Here is a 24,093-nt window from a genome sequence, read left to right on the forward strand (position 1 = left end):
CCGCTTGTCTTGTCATTGACGACAAGTTGGTGTTAACGTCCTTTTACATTTACGGGCGCCGTGCCCCTTCAAGCATGACCAGAACAACGTCGTTCGCAAGCCAATCGCCGGCAGGACACCCGAACTCGCACCCCGTCAGCCGGCTCTCGGCCTTGAGCGTGGCTGCGGCGCTGGCGCTGACTCTGGGGCTGCCTGACGCCCAGGCGCTCACGCTGGGCCGGCTGAATGTGCGGTCCGCGCTCGGCGAGCCTCTGCGCGCCGAGGTCGACGTCACCGACATCGGCCCGGGCGAAGCGGATGGCCTGCGCGTGCTGCTGGCGCCGCGCGCCGCCTTCCAGGCTGCAGGCGTGACGTACAACGATGCGCTGGCCAACGTGCAGACGACCCTGCAGCGTCGGGCCGACGGCAGCTACGTGGTGCGGCTGACCGGCTCACGGCCCATGAACGAACCCTTCGTGGACCTGCTGCTGGAGGCCAACTGGGCCAGCGGCCGGATCGTTCGCGACTACACCTTGCTGCTGGATCCGCCCAGCAGCACGCGCCAGGCTGCAGCGCAGCCCGTGGCGCCCACCGCCCCCCAGATCGTCAGCCCGCAGCCGCGCGTGACGGCGGTGATCCCCGCCCGCCCCGCGGCGGCGCCTCGCGGTACGGCGTCTGCGCCGGTCCCGGCGGCGCCCGTGCGTACCGAGAGTCCGGCCGCCAGTGCTGGTGGCCAGCAGGTCACGGTTCAGCGAGGCGATACGGCCGGGCGTCTGGCCGCGGCTTACAAACCCGCAGACGTCTCGCTCGACCAGATGCTCGTGGCACTGCTGCGCGCCAATCCGGATGCCTTCATCGACGGCAACGTCAACCGCATGCGTGCCGGTGCAGTGCTGCAGATACCCAGCAGCAGCGAAGCCGCCAGCACGCCTGCTGCGCAGGCACGCCGCACCGTGGTGGCCCAGAGCCGCGATTTCGCCCAGTACCGTCGCCGTCTGGCAGAAAACGCGCCGACCTCCCAGGTCGCCGCCGCTGATCGCCAGGCCTCGGGGCGCCTGCAGGCCAACGTGGAAGATCGCAACGCCAATGCCACGTCGCCTGACCGCCTGACCCTTGCGCAAGGCGGCGCTGCTGCGCGCAATGAGGAGCGCATCGCCCAGGCACGCCAGGCCCAGGAGTCCTCGGCGCGCGTGAGCGAGCTGCAGCGAAACATCGAAGAGCTCAACCGGATCCAGGGTGGTGGTGCCGGCGCTGCTCCGGCGCCTGCCGCGTCGACGGCGAACGGCGCCGCTGCACCGGCCCCCGCTCCTGCCCCCGCTGCCGCACCGACGGCACCTGGTGCAGCGCCTGCAACGGCTGCCGCAACGGCCCCGGCAGCAGCGCCTGCCGCAGCGCCGATCCCCGGCCCCACGGTGCAAGGCACGCCGCCCGGCACCACACCCCCCGCAACATCGGAAACGGCAGCGCCGGCCCCGGCGGCCGAAGCTGCGCCGCCGGTGGCCGCGGCACCTGTGCCCGCTCCCGCGCCCGCCCCGGCGCCTGCAGCAGCACCAGCGCCGCCCCCTGAACCCGGCCTGCTCGACGCCTTGCTGGACAACCCCATCGTTCTGGCTGCTGGCGCCCTGGTGTTGCTGCTGCTGGGTTTTCTGGCGCTGCGTCTGCGCAATCGCAAGAAGGCCGATGCTGCGGACAGCACCTTCCCCGAAAGCAAGCTGCCCAGGGACTCCTTCTTCGGCGCCACAGGCGGCGAATCGGTGGACACCAACAGCCGCAACAGCTCGGTGGTCTCCTCGTTGTCCTATTCGCCCAGCCAGCTCGATGCCGGCGATGTCGATCCGGTGGCCGAGGCCGACGTGTACCTGGCCTATGGGCGCGACCTGCAGGCCGAGGAAATCCTGCGCGAAGCGCTGCGGACCACACCCGAGCGTCTGGCCATCCACCTCAAGCTGCTGGAAATCCACGCCAAGCGCCGAGACCTGCGCGCTTTTGAGCAACTGGCAGGCGAGGTGCGCAAGCTGAGCAACGGCAGTGGCCCCGAATGGAGCCGCGTGCTGGACATGGGCCGCGAACTGGACCCCGGCAATCCGCTGTACCAGGGCAGCGCGGCCGTGCTGGACACCGAGAAGACGGTGCCGCTGGCCTCCGCAGCCGGTGGCCTTGCGGCCGCTGCCGCGGCGGCAGCAGTGGCATCGCCACCGCCGCCTGCAGCGGCGCCTGTGGCCGCAGAACCCGTGCAGGCCTTCGTGCCTTCCGTGGCGCCGCTGGATTTCGAACTGGATCTGAGCAAGCCGGCGCCCCTGGCCGACGCGCAGGGGACGCCCGATCTGCTGAGCGAGCCTGCGCTGCCGCCCATGAGCTTCGAGCCGCTTCAAGCCACGCCCGCTGTCGATCCGGCGCGCTCGCCGCTGCTGCAGCACGACCTGCTGGACAACGACTTCGAGACGGCCCCCGGCGACCTGGACAGCAGGCTCGATCTTGGCAACCCTCGCTCGGCCCTGTCCGTGGACGGTGACCGTTCGAGCACCGCGACCCAGCATGCGGGACTGCCCGGCGACTCGGGTTTCATCGAGTTCGACATGACAGCGTTGTCCGGCCTGCGCGAGAACACGCCGACGCGTCCGGCCGCGCTGGAAACCCTGCCTCAGGCGCCGCTCGGCACCATGCCGGCCGATGCACAGATCGCAACCGCTGCGCCCGCCTCCGACGCCGGTGCCGACAGCCCGCATGCGATCAAGCTCTCGCTGGCGCGCGAGCTGCATGCGCTGGGCGACGACGAAGGCGCGCGCTCGCTGCTGGAAGAGGTGATGAGCGAAAGCAAGGACGAATCGCGCAACCAGGCGCAATTGCTGCTCAACGAGTGGCGCTGAGCCGCGCACGCCCTTTCTCGCTGCACAACATGTCAAACTCCGGGGCGGCCTGCGGGCCGCCCTTTTTCATCGCCGGGCCGCCCCAAGATGAAAAGCCCCCTCGGGGCAGCGGACCTCGCGAAGCGGGGCAGCGCGGGGCCATTTTTTTCATTGCCGGTCACATCCCTTGTTCCTGAGTCCGCTTCGCCTGAAGGATCACCCACCATGCGCATAGCCCTGGGGGTGCGCTACAACGGCCAGGCCTACGACGGCTGGCAGAGCCAGCCCTCGGGCCGCACCGTGCAGGACCGGCTTGAACTGGCCTTGGGTCGGTTCACGGCCCAGCCGCGCATCGGCACGCTGTGCGCGGGCCGCACCGATGCCGGCGTCCATGGCTGGATGCAGGTGGTGCATTTCGACACCGACATCGCGCGTGCGCCCTTCTCCTGGATGCGCGGCCCCAACCGCTTCCTGCCCGACGACATCGCCGTGCAGTGGGCGCAGGAGGTGCCGCCCGAATTCCACTGCCGCGCCAGCGCCCGCGCGCGGCGCTATCTGTACGTGCTGTCGCAATCACCGGTGCGGCCCAGCCTGGACAGCGGCCGCGTCGGCTGGTCCATGCATGAGCTGGATGGCGCTGCCATGCGCGCCGCCGCCCTGCACCTGCTGGGCACGCACGACTTCAGTTCCTTCCGCGCCTCCGCCTGCCAGGCGCGCTCGCCCGTCAAGGACCTGCGGCGCATCGAAATCACGCGCCTGGGCGACGGCCCGCGCTGCCGCTGGCATTTCGAGTTCGAGGCCGACGCCTTTTTGCACCACATGATCCGCAACCTCATGGGCTGCCTGATTCGCGTGGGCCAGGGCCATGCGCCGCCCGACTGGGTGCGCGAGGTGCGCGATGCGCGCAGCCGGGAGCGGGCCGCGCCCACCTTCTCGGGCGACGGGCTGTACTTCCTGGGGCCGCTGTATGAGCCGCATTGGGGCCTGCCCCAAGAGGTGACGCTGGGCAGCGCCGCCGCTTCGTATCATGGCCCGCCATGAAGGACGCAGCCATTGCCATGACCCAGGAAGCACGCACGCGCATCAAGATCTGCGGCCTCACGCGCGAGCAGGACGTGGATGCCGCCGTGGCTGCGGGTGCTGATGCGCTGGGCTTCGTGCTCTATGCCAGGAGCCCGCGTGCCGTCACACCGCAGCGCGCGGCCGAACTCGCAGCGCGCCTGCCGCCCTTCGTCACACCCGTGCTGCTGTTCGTGAACGAAGCGCCCGCAGTGGTTCAGCAGGCCCTGGCCATCGCGCCCGGCGCGATCGCGCAGTTCCATGGCGACGAAACGCCCGAGCAATGCTGGCAGGCCAGCGGCCAGGGGCGCTACCGCTTCATGCGCGCCGCCCGCATTCCGCTGGGCGAGGCAGGCGCCGCCTTCGACCTCGTACACTACGCGGCACTGTTCTCTCGCGCCCACGCCATCCTGCTCGACGCCCAGGTCGAAGGCTATGGCGGCGGCGGCAAGGCATTCGATTGGTCACATCTTCCACACGCCGTCGACGCTCACCTCGTCTTGAGTGGTGGACTCACACCTGCAAGTGTGGGCGATGGCCTGCGTGCGCTGCGCACGCTGCGGGCTGGCGCGAAATCGCTGTCCGTTGACGTGAGCTCCGGCGTCGAGGCCTCCAAGGGCATCAAGGACGCCGGCAAGATCCGCGAATTCATCGCGGCGGTGCGCGCGGCCGACGCCAGCGCCTGACACCCGTCCGAACGGATTCGCGGCTCCCGATCTTTGCGGCGCAGTGCACAAGCGCGCTGCCCGCGACCCAGGAGAACGCATGTCGTCCTTTTCTTCCTATGAATTTCCCGACGCTGCCGGCCACTTCGGCCCTTATGGCGGCACATTCGCCAGCGAGACGCTGACCCACGCCATCGCCGAGTTGCGCGAGGCCTATGCCCGTTACCAGAACGATCCGGACTTCCTGGCCGAGTTCGCCTACGAACTCAAGCACTTCGTCGGCCGGCCCTCGCCGATCTACCACGCCGCGCGCACCAGCCGCGAGATCGGCGGCGCGCAGATCTACCTCAAGCGCGAGGATCTGAACCACACCGGCGCGCACAAGATCAACAACGTGATCGGCCAGGCCATGCTGGCCCGGCGCATGGGCAAGCCGCGCGTGATCGCCGAAACCGGCGCCGGCCAGCACGGCGTGGCCACGGCCACCATCTGTGCGCGCTACGGCCTGGAGTGCGTGGTCTACATGGGCGCCGAGGACGTGCGGCGCCAGAGCCCCAACGTCTATCGCATGAACCTGCTGGGCGCCACGGTGGTGCCGGTGGAGTCGGGCAGCCGCACGCTCAAGGACGCACTCAACGAAGCGATGCGCGACTGGGTGACCAATGTGGAGAACACCTTCTACATCATCGGCACCGTGGCCGGGCCGCACCCCTACCCGATGATGGTGCGCGACTTCCAGCGCGTGATCGGCCTCGAATGCATCGAGCAGATGCCGGCCATGCTGGCCGCGCAGGGCATCACCGGCGAAGCCGAAGGCCGCCAGCCGGACGTGGTGGTGGCCTGCGTGGGCGGCGGCAGCAACGCGATGGGCATCTTCCACCCCTACATTCCCTTCCCCGGCGTGAAGCTGGTGGGTGTGGAAGCGGCTGGCGAAGGCCTGGACAGCGGCAAGCACTCGGCCTCGATCCAGCGCGGCAGCCCCGGCGTGCTGCATGGCAACCGCACCTACATCCTGCAGAACGAAGACGGCCAGATCACCGAGACGCACAGCATCAGCGCCGGCCTGGACTACCCCGGCGTGGGCCCCGAGCATGCGCACCTGGCCGACATCCAGCGCGCCGAGTACGTGGGCATCACCGACGAGGAGGCGCTGGCCGCCTTCCACCATCTGTGCCGCGCCGAAGGCATCATCCCCGCGCTGGAATCGAGCCACGCGGTGGCCTATGCGCTCAAGCTGGCCAAAACCATGCGACCTGACCAGTCCATCCTGGTCAACCTCTCGGGCCGTGGCGACAAGGACATCGGCACCGTGGCCGACCTGTCGGGCGTCGATTTCTACGACCGTCCTTCGATGCGCGGTCTGAGCGTGAAGGGAGGCAAGCAATGATTCGCCCCCACGCTCATCACTTCGTGTGTTCGCTGCCCCCCGAGGGGGCGCTTGCCTCCCTAGTGGCGGCTCCTCAGGAGGCAATATGAGCCGCATTGCTGCCACGTTTGACAAGCTGAAGGCCGAAGGCCGCAAGGCGCTGATTCCCTACGTCACGGCCGGCTTCCCCTTCGCCGACATCACGCCCGAGCTGATGCACGGCATGGCCGCTGCGGGCGCCGACGTGATCGAGCTGGGCGTGCCCTTCTCCGACCCCATGGCCGACGGCCCGGTGATCCAGAAGGCCGGCGAGGCCGCGCTGGCCCTGGGCGTGGGCATGACGCAGGTGCTGGCCATGGTGGCCGCCTTTCGCACGCGCAACAGCAGCACGCCCGTGGTGCTGATGGGCTATGCGAACCCGGTGGAGCGCTACGACCAGAAGCATGGCGCGGGCGCCTTCGTGCGCGACGCGGCCCAGGCCGGCGTGGACGGCGTGCTGATCGTGGATTACCCGCCCGAGGAATGCGCAGACTTCGCCGCGGCGCTCAAGGCCCACGGCATGGACCTGATCTTCCTGCTCGCGCCCACCAGCACCGACGCGCGCATGGCCCAGGTGGCGCGCATGGCCAGCGGCTATGTCTACTACGTCTCGCTCAAGGGCGTGACCGGCGCCGGCCACCTGGACACCGACGCCGTGCGCCGCATGATCCCGCGCATCCGCAGCCATGTGAGCGTGCCCGTGGGCGTGGGCTTCGGCATCCGTGATGCGGCTTCCGCCCAGGCGGTGGGCGCGGCGGCCGACGCCGTGGTGATCGGCACGCGGCTGATCCAGCTCATCGAGGGCCTGCCGCAGGAGGCCGTGGTGCCGGCGGCGGCCGATTTCCTCTCGGGCATCCGCCAGGCGCTGGACGCGCTGCCGCGCTGAAAATGGCGCGCCGGGGCCGCCAGGCGCTGCTGGCGGATAATCGCTCCCCTGCGCCCGCGCGGGCGGCCCTGCGCGGGCGCCCCTGCATCCTCGGGCCGGCATGGCCGGCCCGATTTCTCTCTAAGGCAATGCATCCATGAGCTGGCTCGAAAAACTGCTGCCCCCCAAGATCGCCCAGACCGACCCCACCGAGCGCCGCCAGGTGCCCGAAGGCCTGTGGATCAAGTGCCCGAGCTGCGAGACGGTTCTGTACAAGACCGACCTCGAGCAGAACCAGAACGTCTGCCCCCACTGCAGCCACCATCACCGCATCGGCGCGCGCGAACGGCTCGACGCCTTCCTCGACGCCGAAGGCCGCTACGAGATCGGGCAGGAAGTGCTCCCGGTCGACGCGCTGAAGTTCAAGGACAGCCGCAAGTACCCCGAGCGCCTCAAGGAAGCCCTGGAATCGACCGGCGAAACCGATGCACTCATCGTGATGGGTGGCTGTGTCCACAGCATCAACGTGGTGGCAGCCTGCTTCGAATTCGACTTCATGGGCGGCTCCATGGGCTCGGTGGTGGGCGAGCGCTTCGTGCGCGGCGTGGAAACCGCCATCGAACAGAAGGTGCCCTTCATCTGCTTCACCGCCACCGGCGGCGCGCGCATGCAGGAAGGCCTGCTGTCGCTGATGCAGATGGCCAAGACCAACGCCGCGCTCACGCGCCTGGCCAAGAAGGGCCTGCCCTACATCAGCGTGCTGACCGACCCCACCATGGGCGGCGTGTCGGCCGGCTTCGCCTTCGTGGGCGACGTGGTGATCGCCGAGCCCAAGGCGCTGATCGGCTTTGCCGGCCCGCGCGTGATCGAGTCCACCGTGCGCGTAAAGCTGCCCGAAGGCTTCCAGCGCGCCGAGTTCCTGCAGGAAAAGGGCGCCATCGATTTCATCAGCGACCGGCGCGAGCTGCGCAAGACCATCGCCAGCGTGCTGGCCATGCTCACGCGCCAGTCGGCCGACGCGGTGAGCTGATCGCGAAGCCTCTCTTCGGCACAAAAAAAGCGGCGCTCATGAGCGCCGCTTTGCATTGGGACGGACCGCGAAGGAGCGGCGTGCGAAAGAGGCTCAGCGCCCCATCGCGTACACGCCCGTGAGCAGATTGCCGATGACGATGGCCGCCACCTGCAGCAGCACGATGGCCGCCAGCGGCGACAGGTCCACGCCGCCGACCAGCGGAATGAAGCGGCGCAGCGGACGCACCAGCGGCTCGGCTAGGCGGTCGATCAGGTCCTTGAGCATGGGCGAGGCGCCTGGCACCCAAGACAGCACGGCATAGACCACCAGCAGCGCCGTCAGGCCCGACACCGTGAGTTGCAGCAGGCCGAACAGCGACAGCAGCGGCAAGATGGTGATGCGCACGCTGCCCACCAGCAGCATCAGCAGCAGGTACTTCACGGTGATCAGCAGCCAGGCCGCCACCACGCTGGCCAGGTCCCATCGGCGCACGGCGGGGACGATGCGCCGCAGCGGCATCACGATCCAGTCGGTCAGCGCAAAGACGAAACGCCCCAGCGGGTTGCCGAAGGGCACGCGGTGGTACTGCATGTACATGCGCAGCAGGCAGGCGCCGCCCAGCAGGCCCGTGATCACATCCAGGAGAAATGAAGGGATCTGATAGAACATCGGAGCGTGTCTGGCAAAGGGAATGCGATGATAGCCAGCCACCCTGCCATGACTGCCCCATCCCCCCACGCTGCCCTGCCCCTGTTCCCGCTGGGCACCACCCTCTTCCCGCAAGGTCGGCTGTCGCTGCGGGTGTTCGAGCTGCGCTATCTGGCCATGATTGGCGAGTGCCACCGCGACGGCCAGCCTTTTGGCGTGGTCAGCCTCACGCAGGGTTCCGAAGTGCGTGTGCCCGGCGCCGAAGCCGAGCAGTTCGCCCACATCGGCACGCTGGCGCGCGTCAGCCAGCTCGACCGGCCGCAACCCGGCCTGCTGGTCATCGAATGCGAGGGCGGCGCGCGCTTTCGCATCCACAGCCGCAACCAGCACAAGAATGGCCTGTGGGTCGCGCAGGCCGAGGTGCTGGCCGAAGAGGCGGCGCTGGCCATTCCGCCGGACCTTCAGCACACGGCCCAGGCCCTGGAGCGGCTGGTGCTGGCCCTGCAGGCCCGCCGCGATGCCCAGGCGGCTGGCGGCGCGCCCGTGCCGCGCCTCCCGGTGGGCGAGCCCTACCGCTTCGACGACGGCACCTGGGTGGCCAACCGCTGGTGCGAGCTGCTGCCCGTTCAAGCGGAGCTGCGCCAGCGGCTGCTGGAGCTGGACAGCCCGCTGCTGCGGCTGGAGCTGGTGAGCGACCTGCTGGCGCGCACCGGCATCGCGCAGGGCTGAAGCCGGCACGCGCCCTCTAAAATGTTGCATCGCCGCGCTTCCTGCGCGGCTTTTGTCTTTGGCTCCACCTCATGTCCGACACCTCCGCTTCCGCACTCCCCGCCACCGATGACAACCAGCTGATCGCCGAGCGCCGGGAGAAGCTCAAGGCGCTGCGCAGCGCGCAGGCCGAAGGCAGGGGCGTGGCCTTCCCGAACGACTTCAAGCCGGCCGACCGCACGGCGGCGCTGCAGGCTGCGCATGGCGAAACCTCGGCCGAGACGCTGGAAGCGCAGCCTGTCAGCGTGAGCGTGGGCGGGCGCATGATGCTCAAGCGCGTGATGGGCAAGGCCAGCTTCGCCACGGTGCAGGACGGCGCTGGCCGCATCCAGCTGTACGTGACGCGCGACGCGCTGGGCGAGGAGCTGTACGCCGACTTCAAGAAATGGGACCTGGGCGACATCGTGGGCGCCGAAGGCACGCTGATGAAGACCAAGACCGGCGAGCTGTCGATCAAGGTCAGCACGCTGCGCCTGCTCACCAAGAGCCTGCGCCCCCTGCCCGACAAGTTCCACGGCATGGCCGACCAGGAGCAGAAGTACCGCCAGCGCTATGTGGACCTGATCACCGATGCCGATGCACGCAGCCGCTTCGCCGCGCGCAGTCAGGCCGTGTCGGCCATCCGCAGCTTCATGGTGGACCACGGCTTCCTGGAGGTGGAAACGCCCATGCTCCACCCCATCCCCGGCGGCGCCAACGCCAAGCCTTTCGTCACCCACCACAACGCGCTGGACCAGGAGATGTTCCTGCGCATCGCGCCCGAGCTGTACCTCAAGCGCCTGATCGTGGGCGGCTTCGAGCGCGTGTTCGAGATCAACCGCAACTTCCGCAACGAAGGCATCTCGGTCCGGCACAACCCCGAGTTCACGATGATGGAGTTCTACGCGGCCTACTGGAACTACCGCGACCTGATGGACTTCACCGAGGCGCTGATCCGCCATGCCGCGCAGACGGCTTGCGGCTCGCTGCAACTGAGCTACGGCGGCAAGCCCGTGGACCTGAGCCAGCCCTTCGCGCGCCTGACCATCCGTGAAGCCATCCTGGCCCACACCGAGGCCGGCGACAACGTCGACAGCACCGAATGGCTGATCGCCGCGCTGCGCAAGCTGGGCATGACCGAAGAAAAAGACCGTCTGTCCAGGCGCAGCCTGGCCAGTCTGCAGGTGCTGTACTTCGAGGAAACGGTGGAAGAAAAGCTGTGGCAGCCCACCTTCATCATGGAGCACCCGACCGAGATCTCGCCGCTGGCCCGCGCCAACGATGAGCGGCCCGAGGTGACCGAACGCTTCGAGCTCTACATCACGGGCCGCGAGTTCGGCAACGGCTTTTCGGAGCTCAATGACGCCGAAGACCAGGCTGCGCGCTTCCACGCGCAGGTGGCCGCCAAGGACAGCGGCGACGACGAAGCCATGTTCTTCGACCACGACTTCGTGCGCGCGCTGGAATACGGCATGCCGCCCACCGGCGGCTGCGGCATCGGCATCGACCGACTGATGATGCTGCTGACCGATTCGCCGAGCATCCGCGACGTGATCCTGTTCCCGGCCCTGCGCCGCGAAGGCTGAGCCGGCGGCCCCTGGCGGCGGCTCAGGGCAGCAACTGCGCCAGCAGCTTGCGCGCGTGCCGGTAGCGCGCGCTGGCCTGCAGGGCCTCCCAGTCCAGCGCAGGTGCCGTGGGCAGCAAGGCCCGGCGCCTGGCTTCGCGCGCCGGCTCCGGGGCCAGCGCGCCGCTGGCCGCCGCACGCTCCATGGCGGCCAGGAACGCATCGAGCACGCCCGCATCCAGGCTCTTGTTGCACAGCAGGGCCAGGTCGCAGCCGGCGGCCAACGCCTCGAGTGCCGCTTCGGCAAAGCCCAGCTGGCGGCCCGTGATGTATCGCCCGGCCTCCATGCTCAGGTCATCGCTGAAGATGGCGCCGGCAAAGCCCAGGCGCGTGCGCAGGATCTCGTGCAGCCAGCGGCGTGAAAAGCCCGCCGGCCGCTCGTCGACGCGGCTGTAGATCACATGCGCCGGCATCACGGCGCTCAGCGTGCCGGCCAGCCACTCGAAAGGCGTCGCGTCGTCGGCCAGGATGGCCTTGAGGGCGCGCCGGTCCACAGGAATGGCGACGTGGGAGTCGGCCTTGACGAAGCCATGCCCCGGAAAGTGCTTGGCGCAGTGGCCCATGCCGGCCTGCGCCATGCCCTGTGCCAGGCTCTGCGCCAGCAGCGCCACCACGCGCGGGTCGCGGTGGAAGCTGCGGTCGCCGATCACCGAGCTGGCGCCATGGTCCAGGTCGAGCACGGGCGCGAAGCTGAAGTCCACGCCCACGGCGCGCAGCTCGCCGGCCAGCACCTGGCCGGCCGCGGCGGCGGCCTGCACGCCCCGCATCGCATCGCGCATCCACAGCTCGCCCAGCGCGCGCATCGAGGGCAGGCGCGTGAAGCCGTCGGTGCGAAAGCGCTGCACGCGGCCACCTTCGTGGTCCACGCAGATCAGCAGCTCGGGCCGGATCGCCTTGATCTGCGCGTTGAGCGCCGCCATCTGCGCGCGGCTTTCCCAGTTGCGCGTGAAGTGGATGACGCCGCCCACCAGCGGATGCGCCAGGCGTGCGCGGTCGTCGGCCGTGAGCTCGGTGCCGGCAATGTCGATCACCAGCGGACTGCCGCTTGCCTGCAGATCAGCGTTCACCAAAGTACCTTCGCGCTGAGGTGCGGCGCTGCGAGCGCCTTCGGTCGGCCGGGCGGTGTTCATGCCTTCTCCACCACCACGAAGCTCGCGGCGTACTCGGATTCGTCGGTGACGGTCACGTGCGCGCGCAGCCCCTGGGCCTCGAACCAGCTTTTGAGCGGCTCGTGCAGCACGATATGCGGCGCCCCACTGGGCGCGTTGAGGATCTCGCAGGCGCGCCAGCTCATGGGGCTGTGCATGCCCAGCCCGATGGCCTTGCTGAAGGCCTCCTTGGCCGAAAAGCGCGTGGCCAGGTAGCGGATGCCGCGCTGCGGCCAGCGCGCACCGCGCTTGCGCCACACGTCCAGTTCGGCATCACCGAGCACACGTTCGGCAAAGCGCTCGCCCTGACGCTCGAAGGTGGCCTGGATGCGCCGGATGTCGCAGATGTCGGTGCCGATGCCGTGGATCACGCGCGGGCCTCTTCAATGCAGCGCAGGTAGTCCTGCGTGGCGGCGGCATAGCCCAGCTCCAGCGCGTCGGCAATGAAGGCATGGCCGATGGAGACCTCCCTCACCTGCGGCACGGCGCGCAGGAAGTCCGTGAGGTTCTCGCGGCTCAGGTCGTGGCCTGCGTTGACCTGCAGGCCCGCAGCCTGCGCGGCGCGCGCCGCCTCGGCATAGCGGGCCAGCACGGCGTCGGCATCGGGGCGGCCACGGCTGGCCGCATAGCCTTCGGTGTACAGCTCCACGCGTTCGGCGCCCGTGGCGCGGGCCTGGGCCATCTGCGCGGGCTCCGGATCCATGAACAGGCTCACGCGCACACCGAGCGCCTGCGCCTGCTGCACCAGCGGCTTGAGCCGCTCCAGGTCTTCGGGAAAGCGCCAGCCATGGTCGCTGGTGAACTGGTCTTCGGCATCGGGCACGAAGGTGGCCTGATGCGGCCTGAACTCGCGCACGAAATCCATCAGGTTCTGGAACGGGTTGCCCTCAATGTTGAACTCGACCTGCGGCCAATCGCTGCGCAGCAGCGCGGCCAGGTCTGCCACGTCCTGCGCGCGGATGTGGCGCCCGTCGGGGCGCGGGTGCACGGTGATGCCCTGCGCGCCCGCCTGCAGGCAGCGCGTGGCGGCCGTGCAGACGCTGGGGATGCCCAGGTGCCGGGTGTTGCGCACCAGCGCGACCTTGTTGAGGTTGACGGACAGTGCCGTGCGCAGGCCGCCAGAAGAAAAGTCGGTCATAGGTTTTGCAGTTCGCGCATCAGTTGCCGCGTGCGCAGGCTGGTCACGCCGCAATGGTAGTTGAGCAGGTTGCGCAGCTGGGAGCGCAGCGCGCCATTGGCCCCGGGCGGCAGCTGGGCCACGGACCGCAAGGTGGCGGGGAAGGCCGCACCATCGCGCATGGCGGCCTGCAGGCCCTGCCACAGGCCTGCGGCCAGTGCGGGTTCATCGGCCTCGGCGGCGCGCAGGCCCAGCTCGGGCACCAGGGCATAGCGCGCGTCGGTCTGCAGCGGCACCAGGGTCAGGGTCTGCACATCCAGCGAGGGCAGCAGCCCCACTTCGCGCAGCAGCAGAAGTTCGAAGGCACGCAGCGCGGCCGCCTGGACGGTGGCCTGGGCTGGATCGGCACGCGCAGTGGCCAGCACCTCGACCACGCCGGCATAGGCGTCGAAGAGTTGCGGATGCGGATCGTCGCGCGCCAGCAGGCGGATCAGCAGTTCGTTGAGGTAGTAGCCCGAGAGCAGGGCCTCGCCGGTGGGCATCACATGGCCGCCGGTCCACTCGGCCGCCTTCAGCGTGCGGATCTCGGCATCGCCGCCAAAACCCAGCTCCAGCGGCTGCAGCGGCAGCAGCACCGGCCTGAAGTTGGAACTGGGCCGCTTGGCGCCTTTGGCCACCAGCGCGATGCGCCCATGGTGGCGCGTGAGCACTTCCAGGATCAGGCTGGACTCGCTCCAGTCGTAGCGGTGCAGCACGAAGGCCGGCTCGTGCAGGATGCTGCGCTTCATCGCCAGGTCATGACGGGCTCATGGCCGTTCACCATGAGCCGCCACATCATTCATACCCGAAGGATTTGACGCGGGCTTCGTCGTCGGCCCAGCCCGAGCGCACCTTGACCCACAGCTCGATGAAGACCTTGCAGTCCATGAGCCGCTCCAGCTCCTGGCGAGTCTCGGTGCCGATGCGCTTGATGCGCTCGCCCTTGTCACCGATCACCATGGCCTTGTGGCCGTCGCGCTCGACCACGATGGTGGCGGCAATGCGCAGCAGCCGCTTCTGGCCCTTGCGTTGGGGCGGCTCTTCCTCGAACTTGTCGATGACCACTGTGGAGGTGTAGGGCAGTTCGTCGCCGGTCAGGCGGAACAGCTTCTCGCGCACCGTCTCGCTGGCCAGGAACTTCTCGCTGCGGTCGGTCAGCTCGTCCTCGTCATACCACCAGTCCTGCTGCGGCAGGTACTTCTCGCAGATGGCGAACAGGCGCTCGATGTCCTTGGCGTTCTTGGCCGACATGGGCACGAACTCGGCAAAGCGCGCCTGCTGGGGGCCGCCATGCTCGGCCTGCATCTGGGCCAGCCAGGGCGCGATGTCGGCGCGGCGATGGATGTTGTCGAGCTTGTTGGCGATCAGCAGCACCGGGATGTTCTGCGCCAGCAGGCTCAGCACCTTCGCATCGGCCGGCGTGAAGCGGCCGGCCTCGACCACGAACAGGATCAGGTCCACGTCGGCCACTGCGCCCAGCACCGTCTTGTTGAGCGAGCGGTTGAGGGCAGTCGCGTGCTGGGTCTGGAAGCCGGGGGTGTCGACGAACACGAACTGCGTTCCTGCGCCGGGGCCACCCTCGGGCGTGGGCCGCGTGCGGATGCCCGTGATGCGGTGGCGCGTGGTCTGGGCCTTGCGCGAGGTGATGCTGATCTTCTGCCCCACCAGCGCATTGAGCAAGGTGGACTTGCCCACGTTGGGCTTGCCGACGATGGCGACCAGGCCGCAGCGGCGATCGGTGGCCGGCGAAGCGTCGGCCGGCATGCCGGGCGCGTCGGGATCAGGAATGGGGGGCACGGGGGAAGGCGTGGAGGTGCTCATGGCTTGTTGCGTCCTGCTGCTTTGAGGCGCTGCAGCATGGCCGCTGCGGCGGCCTGCTCGCCGGCCCGGCGGGAAGCGCCGACGCCGCGTTCGGTCCAGCCGCGCTCGGCCACCTCGCACTCGATCTCGAAAGTCTGTTTGTGGGCTGCGCCCAGGATGGCTGCCACGCGGTAGGCGGGCAGCTTCATTTTGTGGCCCTGCAGCCACTCCTGCAACTCGGTCTTGGCGTCCTTGGCGCTGGCGGCCAGGCCGGGGTTGATTTCCACGCCTTCGTACAGCCGCTCGACCAGCGCCTGCGCCGGGCCGAAGCCCGCGTCGAGGTAGACCGCGCCGATCACTGCCTCCAGCGCATCGGCCAGGATGGAAGGCCGGGCCGCGCCGCCCGACTTGGATTCGCCCTCGCCCAGGCGCAGCAGGGCGGGCAGGCCCAGCCGCACGGCGATCTGGTGCAGGGTGTCCTGGCGCACGAGGTTGGCCCGCACGCGCGAGAGATCGCCCTCCGGCAACTGGGCCAGGCGGCGGTACAGCAGGTGCGACACCGCCATGCCGAGCACGGAATCCCCGAGGAATTCCAGGCGTTCGTTGTGCTCGGCCGAGAAACTGCGATGGGTCAGTGCGCGCTGCAGCAGGCCCGGATCGCCAAAGCTGTGCTGCAGGCGGTTCTGCAGCCCGGGCAGGCCCGCGCCTGCGCCCGAAGAGGAAGCGGCCGTTTTCAGTTGGATTCGCCCTTGTACTTGAGCAGCAGGAAGGCCGGGCCGAACAGATGGATCTCGCGCTCGTAGGCAAAGGCCACCACCACCTTCTCGCCATTCTTGCGAACGTCCAGGTCGGCGGCCGTGACGGACTTGAAGTCGTCGATGGCCTGCGCGCGGTCGAAGATCGCGCGCACTTCAGGCACGGTGGTGCCTTCCTTGGCCTTGTTCGCGGCCTTCAGGATGGCCTGGTACTCGATCACCGTCGGGATGACCTGCGCGACGACCACGCCCACGCAGGCCAGCAGCGCCGCCACGATCAGCAGCCCGATGAAAGAAATGCCGCGTTGACGCGCTTTTGTGTGTTGCACCCTCATTGCTCTTCCCCTTCTAAAAATCCGCCTTGCGTTCCTCAGTCGAAGGAACCGATGCGCCCGAAGCTGCCGAAATTCATCCAGATGAAGAAGGCACGCCCGACGATGTTGGCGTCGGGCACGAAGCCCCAGTAGCGCGAGTCCAGCGAGTCGTCCCGGTTGTCACCCATGACGAAGTAGTGTCCCTGCGGCACCTTGCAGGTGACGCCTTCCACACTGTAGCGACATTGGTCCTTGCCCGCGAAGTCCATCGTGTCGAGCTCGGACACGCCGGCGCGCACGTCCGGGTAGTTCAGCAGCCGGTGCGTGCGCTCGCCCAGCTTCTCGTCGAACTGCGGCCAGTAGCGCATGTGCACGCGGCCGTCGGCTGCGTTGTCGCCGAAGTAGTCGGCCACGCGCGTCTTGGGCACGGGCTGGCCGTTGATGCGCAGCTCCTTGTTCAGGTACGAGACCTCGTCGCCCGGCAGGCCCACCACGCGCTTGATGTAGTCCAGGCTAGGCTGGGGCGGGTAGCGGAACACGATCACGTCGCCACGCGCCAGCGGCTTGCCTTCGGTGATCTTGGTGTTGAGCACCGGCAGGCGCAGGCCGTAGGTGAACTTGTTCACCAGGATCAGGTCGCCCGTCACCAGGGTGGGGATCATGGAGCCCGAAGGAATGCGGAAGGGTTCCGCCAGGAAGGAACGCAGCAGGAACACCACCAGGATCACGGGGAACAGGCCCGCGGTCCAGTCCAGCCACCAGGGCTGGGCCAGGATGCGCTCGCGGGCAGTGCTGTCGGGCCGGTCGAGCTGGGTGATGCCCTGGCGTGACAGCTCCTCGCGGCGCCGCACCTGCTCTTCTTCCAGCGCCTGCGCCGCACGCCGGCGCGCGGGCAGGAAATGAAAGCGCTCGGCCAGCCAGTACATGCCCGTGACCACCGTGGCCAGGAACAGCAGCAGCGCGAAGTTGCCGGTCAGCGCACCGAAGTACCAGGCGCCGATGTAGCCGGCGAATGCCGCAAGGATGAGGGAAGTGAGCAGGGCCATGGAGATGGATGTTGTTCTTGAACCGCGGGCGCGGGGCCCGCCCGCTTCATTCCTCGACCTGGAGGATGGCGAGGAAGGCCTCCTGAGGCACTTCCACGGCGCCGATCTGCTTCATGCGCTTCTTGCCCGCCTTCTGCTTTTCCAGCAGCTTGCGCTTGCGCGTGATGTCGCCGCCGTAACATTTTGCCAGCACGTTCTTGCGCAGGGCCTTCACCGTTTCACGCGCGATGATGTTGGCGCCGATGGCCGCCTGGATGGCCACGTCGAACATCTGGCGCGAGATGATCTCGCGCATCTTGGCCACCACGGCGCGGCCGCGGTACTGCGACTGGCTGCGGTGCACGATGATGGACAGGGCATCGACCTTGTCGCCGTTGAGCAGGATGTCGACCTTCACCACGTCCGACGCGCGGTACTCCTTGAACTCGTAGTCCATCGAGGCATAGCCCCGGCTGACGGACTTGAGCTTGTCGAAGAAGTCCAGCACGATTTCGCCCAGCGGCATTTCGTAGGTCAGCATCACCTGGCGCCCGTGGTAGGCCATGTTGATCTGCACGCCGCGCTTCTGGTTGGCCAGCGTCATCACCGGGCCCACGTACTCCTGCGGCATGTACAGATGCACCGTGACGATGGGCTCGCGGATCTCGGCCATGCGCCCCGTGTCGGGCATCTTGGACGGGTTCTCGACCATGATGACTTCGCCATCGGCCTTGAGCACTTCGTACACCACGCTGGGCGCGGTGGTGATCAGGTCCTGGTCGAACTCGCGCTCCAGGCGCTCCTGCACGATCTCCATGTGCAGCAGGCCCAGGAAGCCGCAGCGAAAGCCAAAGCCCAGCGCCTGCGACACCTCGGGCTCGAAATGCAGCGAGGCGTCGTTGAGCTTGAGCTTTTCCAGCGCGTCGCGCAGCTGGTCGTATTCGCTGGCTTCGGTGGGATACAGGCCCGCGAACACCTGCGGCTGGATTTCCTTGAAGCCCGGCAGCGCTTCGGTGGCCGTGAAGGCCGCACCACCCGAGCCGCCCTTGATGAGCGTGATGGTGTCGCCCACCTTCGCGGCCTTGAGTTCCTTGATCCCCGCGATGATGTAGCCCACCTCGCCCGCTTCGAGCGACTCGCGCGGCTGATTGGCGGGCGTGAACACGCCCAGGTTGTCGGCGTTGTAGCTCGCGCCGGTGGCCATCATCTTGATGCGCTCGCCCTTGGCCAGGCGGCCATCGACCACGCGCACCAGCATCACCACCCCCACATAGGGATCGAACCAGCTGTCGATGATCATCGCGCGCAGCGCGGCGTCGGGGTTGCCGCGCGGCATCGGCACCTTGGCCACGATGGCCTCGAGGATCTCGTCGATGCCCACGCCGGTCTTGGCCGAACACGGGATCGCGTCGCCGGCATCGATGCCGATCACGTCCTCGATCTCGGCCTTCGCGTTCTCCGGGTCGGCCTGCGGCAGATCGATCTTGTTGAGCACCGGCATGACCTCGACACCAAGGTCCAAGGCCGTGTAGCAGTTGGCCACAGTCTGTGCTTCGACGCCTTGCGATGCATCGACGACAAGCAATGCGCCCTCGCAAGCAGACAGCGAACGCGAGACCTCATAAGAGAAGTCGACGTGGCCGGGCGTGTCGATCAGATTGAGGTTGTAGACCTTGCCATCGCGGGCCTTGTATTGCAGCGCGGCGGTCTGGGCCTTGATGGTTATCCCACGCTCCTTCTCGATGTCCATCGAGTCGAGCACCTGCGCCTCCATCTCGCGCTCGCTCAATCCTCCACAACGCTGGATGAGCCGGTCTGCCAACGTCGACTTGCCGTGGTCGATGTGGGCAATGATCGAAAAATTTCTGATGTGATTCATCAAGGGAACCGCTTAAGTGCTTGAAATCGCTGATATGCAGCGGGCACAGCACAAGAAAAAAGGGCGCGTCCGCAAGTGACGCGCCCTGAACCAACAAGCAATGGCAACTGCAGTAGTTGGGCCTTCATTGTAGGCAAAACAGGGGGGACGTACAGCGACATGGCGTCTCTGAGGGCTCGTTGCTCGGTCGCAACAAGTATTTTATAAACAACTTATCCACAGCCTCTGTGGGCTAATGCATGAACAACTTGTGGGCGATCTGTGGAGTGGCGGTGCACGGCCAGTGATCATCCCGCATGATGAAGAAGGTCTCGTTGCTTATACAGGGAGCCTCAGTTCAGGCCGGCGCATTCTACCGAAATTGGTTGTTACAGAAGGCCGCGGTTAGTACACACAAACGTCAAAAGATGCGGCGAGGGCTGTGGTTTGAGCCGAAAAAAAGACCCCAAACCCGACTGGCGGGTGGGGCCACTGGGCTTGGATTCACGGAAGCCGGCTGCGTACGGACGCCGCCGGCCTCAGCATTCGAGCCGCCCTCCAGCCCCGGCCTCCGCGCCGGATCAGCGCCGGATCAGCGCCGGATCAGCGCATATTGCGCCCACTCGCCACGGTGATAGAGCACGCTCAGCGGCTTGCCCTTCTCGGCCTTGGCGATGGCGGCATCAAGCTCCTTGACGTTGTTGACCTCGGCATTGCCCACGGCCAGGATCACGTCGCCTTCGCGCAGGCCGGCACGCTGGGCTGCATCGCTGGCGGCCTGCACGCGCACACCGCCCTTGAGCTTGAGCGTCTTCTTCTGCTCGGCCGTCAGGTCATTCACCGCCAGGCCCAGCGACTTGGCCGCGGCCGACGCAGCCACCGGCGGCTCTGGCTCTTCGCGCGGCGCTGCCGCACGCGCGGTCTGTTCGGGCTCGAGTTCCGCCACCGTCACGGCCAGATCACGCGAACTGCCGCGGCGGAACACCGTCACCGAGGCCTTGGTGCCCGGCTTGGTGGCACCCACCAGGCGCGGCAGATCGCTGGGTCGCTCGATGGCCGTGCCGTTGAACTTGGTGATGATGTCGCCGGCCTCGATGCCGGCCTTGGCGCCGGGCGACCCGTCCTCGACCCCGCGCACCAGCGCGCCGCGCGCCTTGCCCAGGCCCAGCGATTCAGCCACCTCGCGCGAGACTTCGGCGATCTGCACGCCAATGCGCCCGCGCGACACCCGGCCCGAGGCACGCAACTGCTCGCTGACCTGGATGGCCTCGTCGATGGGGATCGAGAAGGAGATGCCCATGAAGCCGCCCGAGCGCGAATAGATCTGGCTGTTGATGCCGACCACCTCGCCACGCATGTTGATCAGTGGCCCGCCCGAGTTGCCAGGGTTGATGGCCACGTCGGTCTGGATGAAGGGCAGGTAGCTGCCGGTGTCGCGCTGCTTGGCGCTCACGATGCCGGCCGTGACGGTGTTCTCCAGCCCGAAGGGCGAGCCGATGGCCATCACCCATTCGCCCACGCGCAGCTTGGAGATGTCGCCCACCTTCACGGCAGGCAGGCCGCTGGCCTCGATCTTCACCACGGCCACGTCGGTGCGTTGGTCGGAGCCCACGATCCGCGCCTTGAACTCGCGCTTGTCGGCCAGGGTCACGATCACTTCGGACGCGTCCTCCACCACATGCGCATTGGTCATCACGAAGCCGTCGGCCGTCAGGATGAAGCCCGAACCCACGCCGCGCGGACGCGGCTCTTCCTGCTGCGGCGCGCCCGGACGCCCCTGGCGCGGCACACCCGGGAAGTTGGGGCCGAAGAAGCGGCGGAACAGCTCCTGCATCTCCTCGTCCATGGGCGCGCCATTGGGCCCGCGCTGCGCCACCTTCTCGACGGTGCGGATGTTGACCACCGAAGGCCCGACCTGGTCCACCAGATCGGTGAAGTCAGGCAGGGCGCGCGCGGCGGCCGCAGCCTGCGCGTGCGCAGGTGCGGCGGGCACCAGCAGGGCCGCGCCGCCGCCAAGGGCCAGCGCGCCAGCCAGCACCAGGGAGTTCAACTTGTTGTGATGAGGTGCGAAGGTCATGGATTCCATTCCAGGCTAGGAGTGAGATACATCCGCTATGAATCGTTGCGATGCGATTGGTTCATTGCGCGACCATGCTGCCATGACCGGCAGCAGGCCGCGCCTATGTCAGGCGACGGCGCACCGCCGGTGCGGCCGCGCCATGCCATGCCACCTGTTCAGCGCGACACGCGCACCAGCCGGCTGACGAACTGGTCCAGCGTCTGGGCCGGCACTTCGCCCACGGCCGTGACCCACCAGCCTTCGCCGCCGGGCTCCGTCAGGCGACGCACCAGCGTGTGCGTGGCGCCCAGCACCATCAGGCTGTCTTCGCGCGCCACGGCCGCAGGTGCCGGTTCGATGAACAGCGACACCGTGGCCAGGCCGTCGGAGAAGGTCCACTGCACCATGCGCTGCTGCGGATCGCGGTCCTTGGCGCCGGCCATGGCGCGGCGGTAGCAGCTGACCGGCAGGAAGCCTGGCACGGCCTCGCGCAGCGCCCAGCCCTCCTTCTCGGCCGTGGTGCGCTTGAGCACGGTCTGGTGCTCGGTATAGCCCGCGGTCTTGTCCATCATTTGCGCCAGCGAGCTCGCGCTCAGCGGCGCATCCAGCTGCAGTTCGGAAAAGGCCGACTGCTCCACCACCTGGCCGGTGTTGTTGAGCGTCTGCAGCTTCACGATCAGGCCCGTGCGCCGTTCGCTCCAGACCCGGTAGCCGTAGCGCCACGGATCGCGCGCCGCGAGCTGCACGACGTCGGCCTCGATGCCCGCCACGCGGCCGTGCCCCAGGCGCTGGGCGCTGTAGAGCGCCTCGATCTGCGCGTCCGACACCCCGCGCAGATTGGGGAAGACGTCCAGGATCTCCCGGCGTTCGCTCTTGACCAGCCTGGATTCAGGGAAGAAGGTCTGCACCCGGTCCTGGCGTCGGTAGGTGATGCGCTGCGGCCCCGACAGGGCCTCCACCCGCTCCACCTGCAGCTCGCCCTCGCAGGCATGCCAGATGCGCGCGCTGGAGAGGTTGCCCGTCGCCGCCGACACCACGAAGGTGCCGACGTAATTGCTCTGGCGCGCGGCCTCGTGCATGCGGCGCAGCCAATCCATCACGCCGAAGTTCTGCGTATCGGGCGGCCCCGCCAGGTTGGCAGGCTCCTGCCGATCCATGGCGCGCGGCTGCTGCGCCCACGTCACCGTGGCCGTCGTCAGCGCCGCCGCCAGGGCTACGCACACCCAGGGTCTTCTTGAAGATGTGGGTCGCACCGCGATCATTGCGGGGTCGTTGCAGCCGCGCGCGTCAGCGCGCCGCGCCCTCGAAAGTCGCATTGCGCAGGAAGCCGGCCGGCATCTGAGAGGCGCCCACGGCCTGCTGATGCGCTTCGAGCAACTCGTCCAGTCGCGGATCGCGCAGCATCACCTGGGGCGCGCCGCCACCGACCGACACACGCGTCTGCGACAGCGGCGCCGCGGCAAGCACCGGGGCCGGCACGGCGCCGGAAGCACCCGCGGCCGGCGCCTGCTGCTGCAGTGCCAACTGGCCGCCCACCGGCGGCTGGCCCACGCCCGTGCCCACCCAGGCCCAGCCGATGGCAGCCGCTGCGGCCACCGAGGCCAGCCCGGCCACCATCTTCCAGCGGAACACGGGCTCGTTGGCCGCCTCTGCGCGCACATGGCGCACCGCCGATTCCGGCAGCACCTGGGGCAGGCGCGCCGGCTCGATCACCTCGGCGGCCAGGCGCTCGCTCAGGCGCGCCATGAATACGGAAGTGTCACTTCCACTGGCGGCCCGGCCCGTGCGCAGCACTTCGCCCACCAGGTGATAGGTCTGCCAGCTCTCCCGCAGGCGCGCATCCGCGCCCACGGCGTCCAGCGCCTGGCGCAGCTCTTCCCCGTGCAGTTGGCCGTCCGCCAGTGCGGACAGCTGTTCAAGCGATGCAAATGTCCTGTCGTTCATCTCGTTCACCTCACCAGCGTTTGCCGGACTGGTTGTCCAGCAGTGGCTTGACTCGCGCCGAAATGGCTTCGCGTGCCCGGAAGATCCGTGAGCGCACTGTTCCGATGGGGCAATTCATGACTTCGGCGATTTCTTCATAGCTCAGGCCCTCGATCTCGCGCAGCGTCACGGCCTGCCGCAATTCGGCCGGCAGGGCCTCCATCGCGGCATTGACCGCCGCGGCGATTTCATTGGCCGCCAGCACGGAATCAGGGGTCTCGTCGCTGATTGGTTCATTTCCGGGCCGGTAAGTTTCATCGTCGTCGTCACCGGCGCGCAATGCAGCCTCGGGCACCGTGGGATCGCGCTTCATGTCCACCAGCGCCTTCTTGGCGGTGTTGACCGCGATCCGGTAGAGCCAGGTGTAGAACTGGGCCTCGCCCCGGAACTGGTGCAGCGCGCGATAGGCGCGGATGAAGGTTTCCTGCGCAATGTCCTCGACCAGGTCCACATCACGGACCATGCGGCCGATCAGGCGCTCGATGCGCCGCTGGTACTTGAGCACCAGCAACTCGAAGGCCTTGCCGTCGCCGGCCACGGTGCGCTGCACCAGCTGGAAATCAGGATCGACCGGGCGCTCCTGCGCCGAAGGCTGCTCGCCCGCCGCCGGGGTCTTGGGCGTGTCGGTCATCGCACGCTCCCCTTCATGGCGCGGCCGCGGCATCGGCGGCGCTGGACGCATCTGCCGACAGCGGTGGCCGCGCATGCACAGCGCGGCGCAGCGCGTTCCACTGGGATGGCGCGCTGCGGCGCGACAGCCAGATCCAGCCCGGCGAGTGCCCGGGCAGCCGAAGAAGCAGCACGCCCTGCAGGTCCAGCCGCACCTGCGGCGGCGCCACGGGCCTGGCGTGGGTCAGCGCACCGGCGTGGTCCGCGGGCTCGAAAGACCACGCTCCGGCCTGCCAGCGCAGCCATCCCCGTGGCGCCGCGCGCCAGTGGCGCCAGCCCATGGCCACCAGCAGCAGCCACGGCAAGGCCCAAAGCGCGCGGGGCGTCGGTGCCTGCATCTGCCAGGCCAGCAACACCAGCGCGCCGCCCAGCGCCAGGGCCAGCAGCAGGCCGCCCTCGAAACGCGAACGCCCCACCGGGTAGTTCACCGATGGGGCGTGGCGCATGCGAAACGCTGCCCGAATCCAACAGACAGG

General features: G+C 68.2%; 23 protein-coding genes. 8 read left to right on the forward strand and 15 right to left on the reverse strand.

All coding sequences use genetic code 11. The annotated features are described in order from the left end of the window. The first annotated feature begins 74 nt into the window (after positions 1-74). From PGB34_RS09055 to accD, 6 genes are all read left to right on the forward strand, one after another. Positions 75-2,846, forward strand: coding sequence for a FimV/HubP family polar landmark protein (locus tag PGB34_RS09055; RefSeq protein ID WP_271427764.1), 2,772 nt, complete (start codon positions 75-77; stop codon positions 2,844-2,846). Positions 2,847-3,050: 204 nt separating this feature from the next. Then, a complete protein-coding gene (truA, locus tag PGB34_RS09060) occupies positions 3,051-3,866 on the forward strand; it encodes a tRNA pseudouridine(38-40) synthase TruA (RefSeq protein WP_271427765.1) in 816 nt (271 codons plus the stop codon). A gap of 17 nt (positions 3,867-3,883) precedes the next feature. Then, positions 3,884-4,570 (forward strand): phosphoribosylanthranilate isomerase, encoded by a 687-nt coding sequence (locus PGB34_RS09065; RefSeq protein ID WP_271427766.1) that lies wholly within the window; start codon positions 3,884-3,886, stop codon positions 4,568-4,570. Between the two features lie 79 nt (positions 4,571-4,649). Next, positions 4,650-5,936, forward strand: coding sequence for a tryptophan synthase subunit beta (gene trpB, locus PGB34_RS09070; protein ID WP_271427767.1), 1,287 nt, complete (start codon positions 4,650-4,652; stop codon positions 5,934-5,936). A gap of 85 nt (positions 5,937-6,021) precedes the next feature. Then, a complete protein-coding gene (gene trpA, locus PGB34_RS09075) occupies positions 6,022-6,840 on the forward strand; it encodes a tryptophan synthase subunit alpha (protein WP_271427768.1) in 819 nt (272 codons plus the stop codon). A 136-nt stretch (positions 6,841-6,976) separates the two neighbouring features. Beyond that, positions 6,977-7,849, forward strand: coding sequence for an acetyl-CoA carboxylase, carboxyltransferase subunit beta (accD, locus tag PGB34_RS09080; RefSeq protein ID WP_271427769.1), 873 nt, complete (start codon positions 6,977-6,979; stop codon positions 7,847-7,849). A gap of 93 nt (positions 7,850-7,942) precedes the next feature. Here accD and PGB34_RS09085 read toward each other — a convergent pair whose 3' ends face one another. Next, complete coding sequence (locus PGB34_RS09085) at positions 7,943-8,500, reverse strand: YggT family protein (protein ID WP_271427770.1); 558 nt, start codon at positions 8,498-8,500, stop codon at positions 7,943-7,945. Between the two features lie 48 nt (positions 8,501-8,548). Between PGB34_RS09085 and PGB34_RS09090 the strand changes: the two genes are divergently transcribed. Then, positions 8,549-9,208, forward strand: coding sequence for an LON peptidase substrate-binding domain-containing protein (locus tag PGB34_RS09090; protein WP_271427771.1), 660 nt, complete (start codon positions 8,549-8,551; stop codon positions 9,206-9,208). A 71-nt stretch (positions 9,209-9,279) separates the two neighbouring features. Continuing rightward, positions 9,280-10,812 carry a lysine--tRNA ligase gene (gene lysS / locus PGB34_RS09095; RefSeq protein ID WP_271427772.1) on the forward strand — a complete coding sequence of 511 codons (1,533 nt, stop codon included), beginning with the start codon at positions 9,280-9,282 and terminating at the stop codon, positions 10,810-10,812. Positions 10,813-10,834: 22 nt separating this feature from the next. Here lysS and nagZ read toward each other — a convergent pair whose 3' ends face one another. The 14 genes from nagZ to PGB34_RS09165 form a co-directional block, all read right to left on the reverse strand. Continuing rightward, on the reverse strand, positions 10,835-11,917 hold the full coding sequence (gene nagZ / locus PGB34_RS09100) for a beta-N-acetylhexosaminidase (RefSeq protein WP_271427773.1): 1,083 nt from the start codon (positions 11,915-11,917) through the stop codon (positions 10,835-10,837). A 59-nt stretch (positions 11,918-11,976) separates the two neighbouring features. Further along, the gene (gene acpS, locus PGB34_RS09105) at positions 11,977-12,369 is read right to left on the reverse strand and encodes a holo-ACP synthase (RefSeq protein WP_271427774.1); all 393 of its coding nucleotides are present in this window, start codon (positions 12,367-12,369) and stop codon (positions 11,977-11,979) included. Further along, positions 12,366-13,136: a pyridoxine 5'-phosphate synthase gene (locus tag PGB34_RS09110; protein ID WP_271427775.1), complete on the reverse strand. Its 771-nt coding sequence runs from the start codon at positions 13,134-13,136 to the stop codon at positions 12,366-12,368. Before PGB34_RS09110 ends, acpS begins: the two co-directional genes overlap by 4 nt. Further along, positions 13,133-13,909 carry a DNA repair protein RecO gene (recO, locus tag PGB34_RS09115; protein WP_408647867.1) on the reverse strand — a complete coding sequence of 259 codons (777 nt, stop codon included), beginning with the start codon at positions 13,907-13,909 and terminating at the stop codon, positions 13,133-13,135. The genes PGB34_RS09110 and recO overlap by 4 nt, the downstream gene beginning before the upstream one ends. A gap of 40 nt (positions 13,910-13,949) precedes the next feature. Further along, on the reverse strand, positions 13,950-14,918 hold the full coding sequence (gene era / locus PGB34_RS09120) for a GTPase Era (protein ID WP_271428244.1): 969 nt from the start codon (positions 14,916-14,918) through the stop codon (positions 13,950-13,952). Positions 14,919-14,971: 53 nt separating this feature from the next. Beyond that, positions 14,972-15,652: a ribonuclease III gene (gene rnc / locus PGB34_RS09125; protein ID WP_408647868.1), complete on the reverse strand. Its 681-nt coding sequence runs from the start codon at positions 15,650-15,652 to the stop codon at positions 14,972-14,974. A gap of 35 nt (positions 15,653-15,687) precedes the next feature. Further along, positions 15,688-16,044, reverse strand: coding sequence for a DUF4845 domain-containing protein (locus tag PGB34_RS09130; RefSeq protein ID WP_271427777.1), 357 nt, complete (start codon positions 16,042-16,044; stop codon positions 15,688-15,690). Positions 16,045-16,079: 35 nt separating this feature from the next. Then, entirely contained in the window at positions 16,080-17,069 is a 990-nt protein-coding gene (lepB, locus tag PGB34_RS09135) for a signal peptidase I (RefSeq protein WP_271427778.1), read from the reverse strand. Between the two features lie 46 nt (positions 17,070-17,115). Beyond that, positions 17,116-18,927, reverse strand: coding sequence for a translation elongation factor 4 (gene lepA, locus PGB34_RS09140; RefSeq protein ID WP_271427779.1), 1,812 nt, complete (start codon positions 18,925-18,927; stop codon positions 17,116-17,118). Positions 18,928-19,498: 571 nt separating this feature from the next. Then, a complete protein-coding gene (locus PGB34_RS09145) occupies positions 19,499-20,983 on the reverse strand; it encodes a DegQ family serine endoprotease (protein WP_271427780.1) in 1,485 nt (494 codons plus the stop codon). Positions 20,984-21,141: 158 nt separating this feature from the next. Then, positions 21,142-22,188: a MucB/RseB C-terminal domain-containing protein gene (locus PGB34_RS09150; protein WP_271427781.1), complete on the reverse strand. Its 1,047-nt coding sequence runs from the start codon at positions 22,186-22,188 to the stop codon at positions 21,142-21,144. A gap of 64 nt (positions 22,189-22,252) precedes the next feature. Then, complete coding sequence (locus PGB34_RS09155; RefSeq protein WP_271427782.1) at positions 22,253-22,909, reverse strand: sigma-E factor negative regulatory protein; 657 nt, start codon at positions 22,907-22,909, stop codon at positions 22,253-22,255. Positions 22,910-22,919: 10 nt separating this feature from the next. Next, positions 22,920-23,579 (reverse strand): RNA polymerase sigma factor RpoE, encoded by a 660-nt coding sequence (rpoE, locus tag PGB34_RS09160; RefSeq protein ID WP_271427783.1) that lies wholly within the window; start codon positions 23,577-23,579, stop codon positions 22,920-22,922. 13 nt (positions 23,580-23,592) lie between these two features. Then, entirely contained in the window at positions 23,593-24,063 is a 471-nt protein-coding gene (locus PGB34_RS09165) for a hypothetical protein (protein ID WP_271427784.1), read from the reverse strand. Positions 24,064-24,093: the final 30 nt, after the last annotated feature.

It is taken from the genome of Xenophilus arseniciresistens (assembly GCF_028023875.1).
Lineage (GTDB): Bacteria > Pseudomonadota > Gammaproteobacteria > Burkholderiales > Burkholderiaceae_C > Xenophilus > Xenophilus arseniciresistens.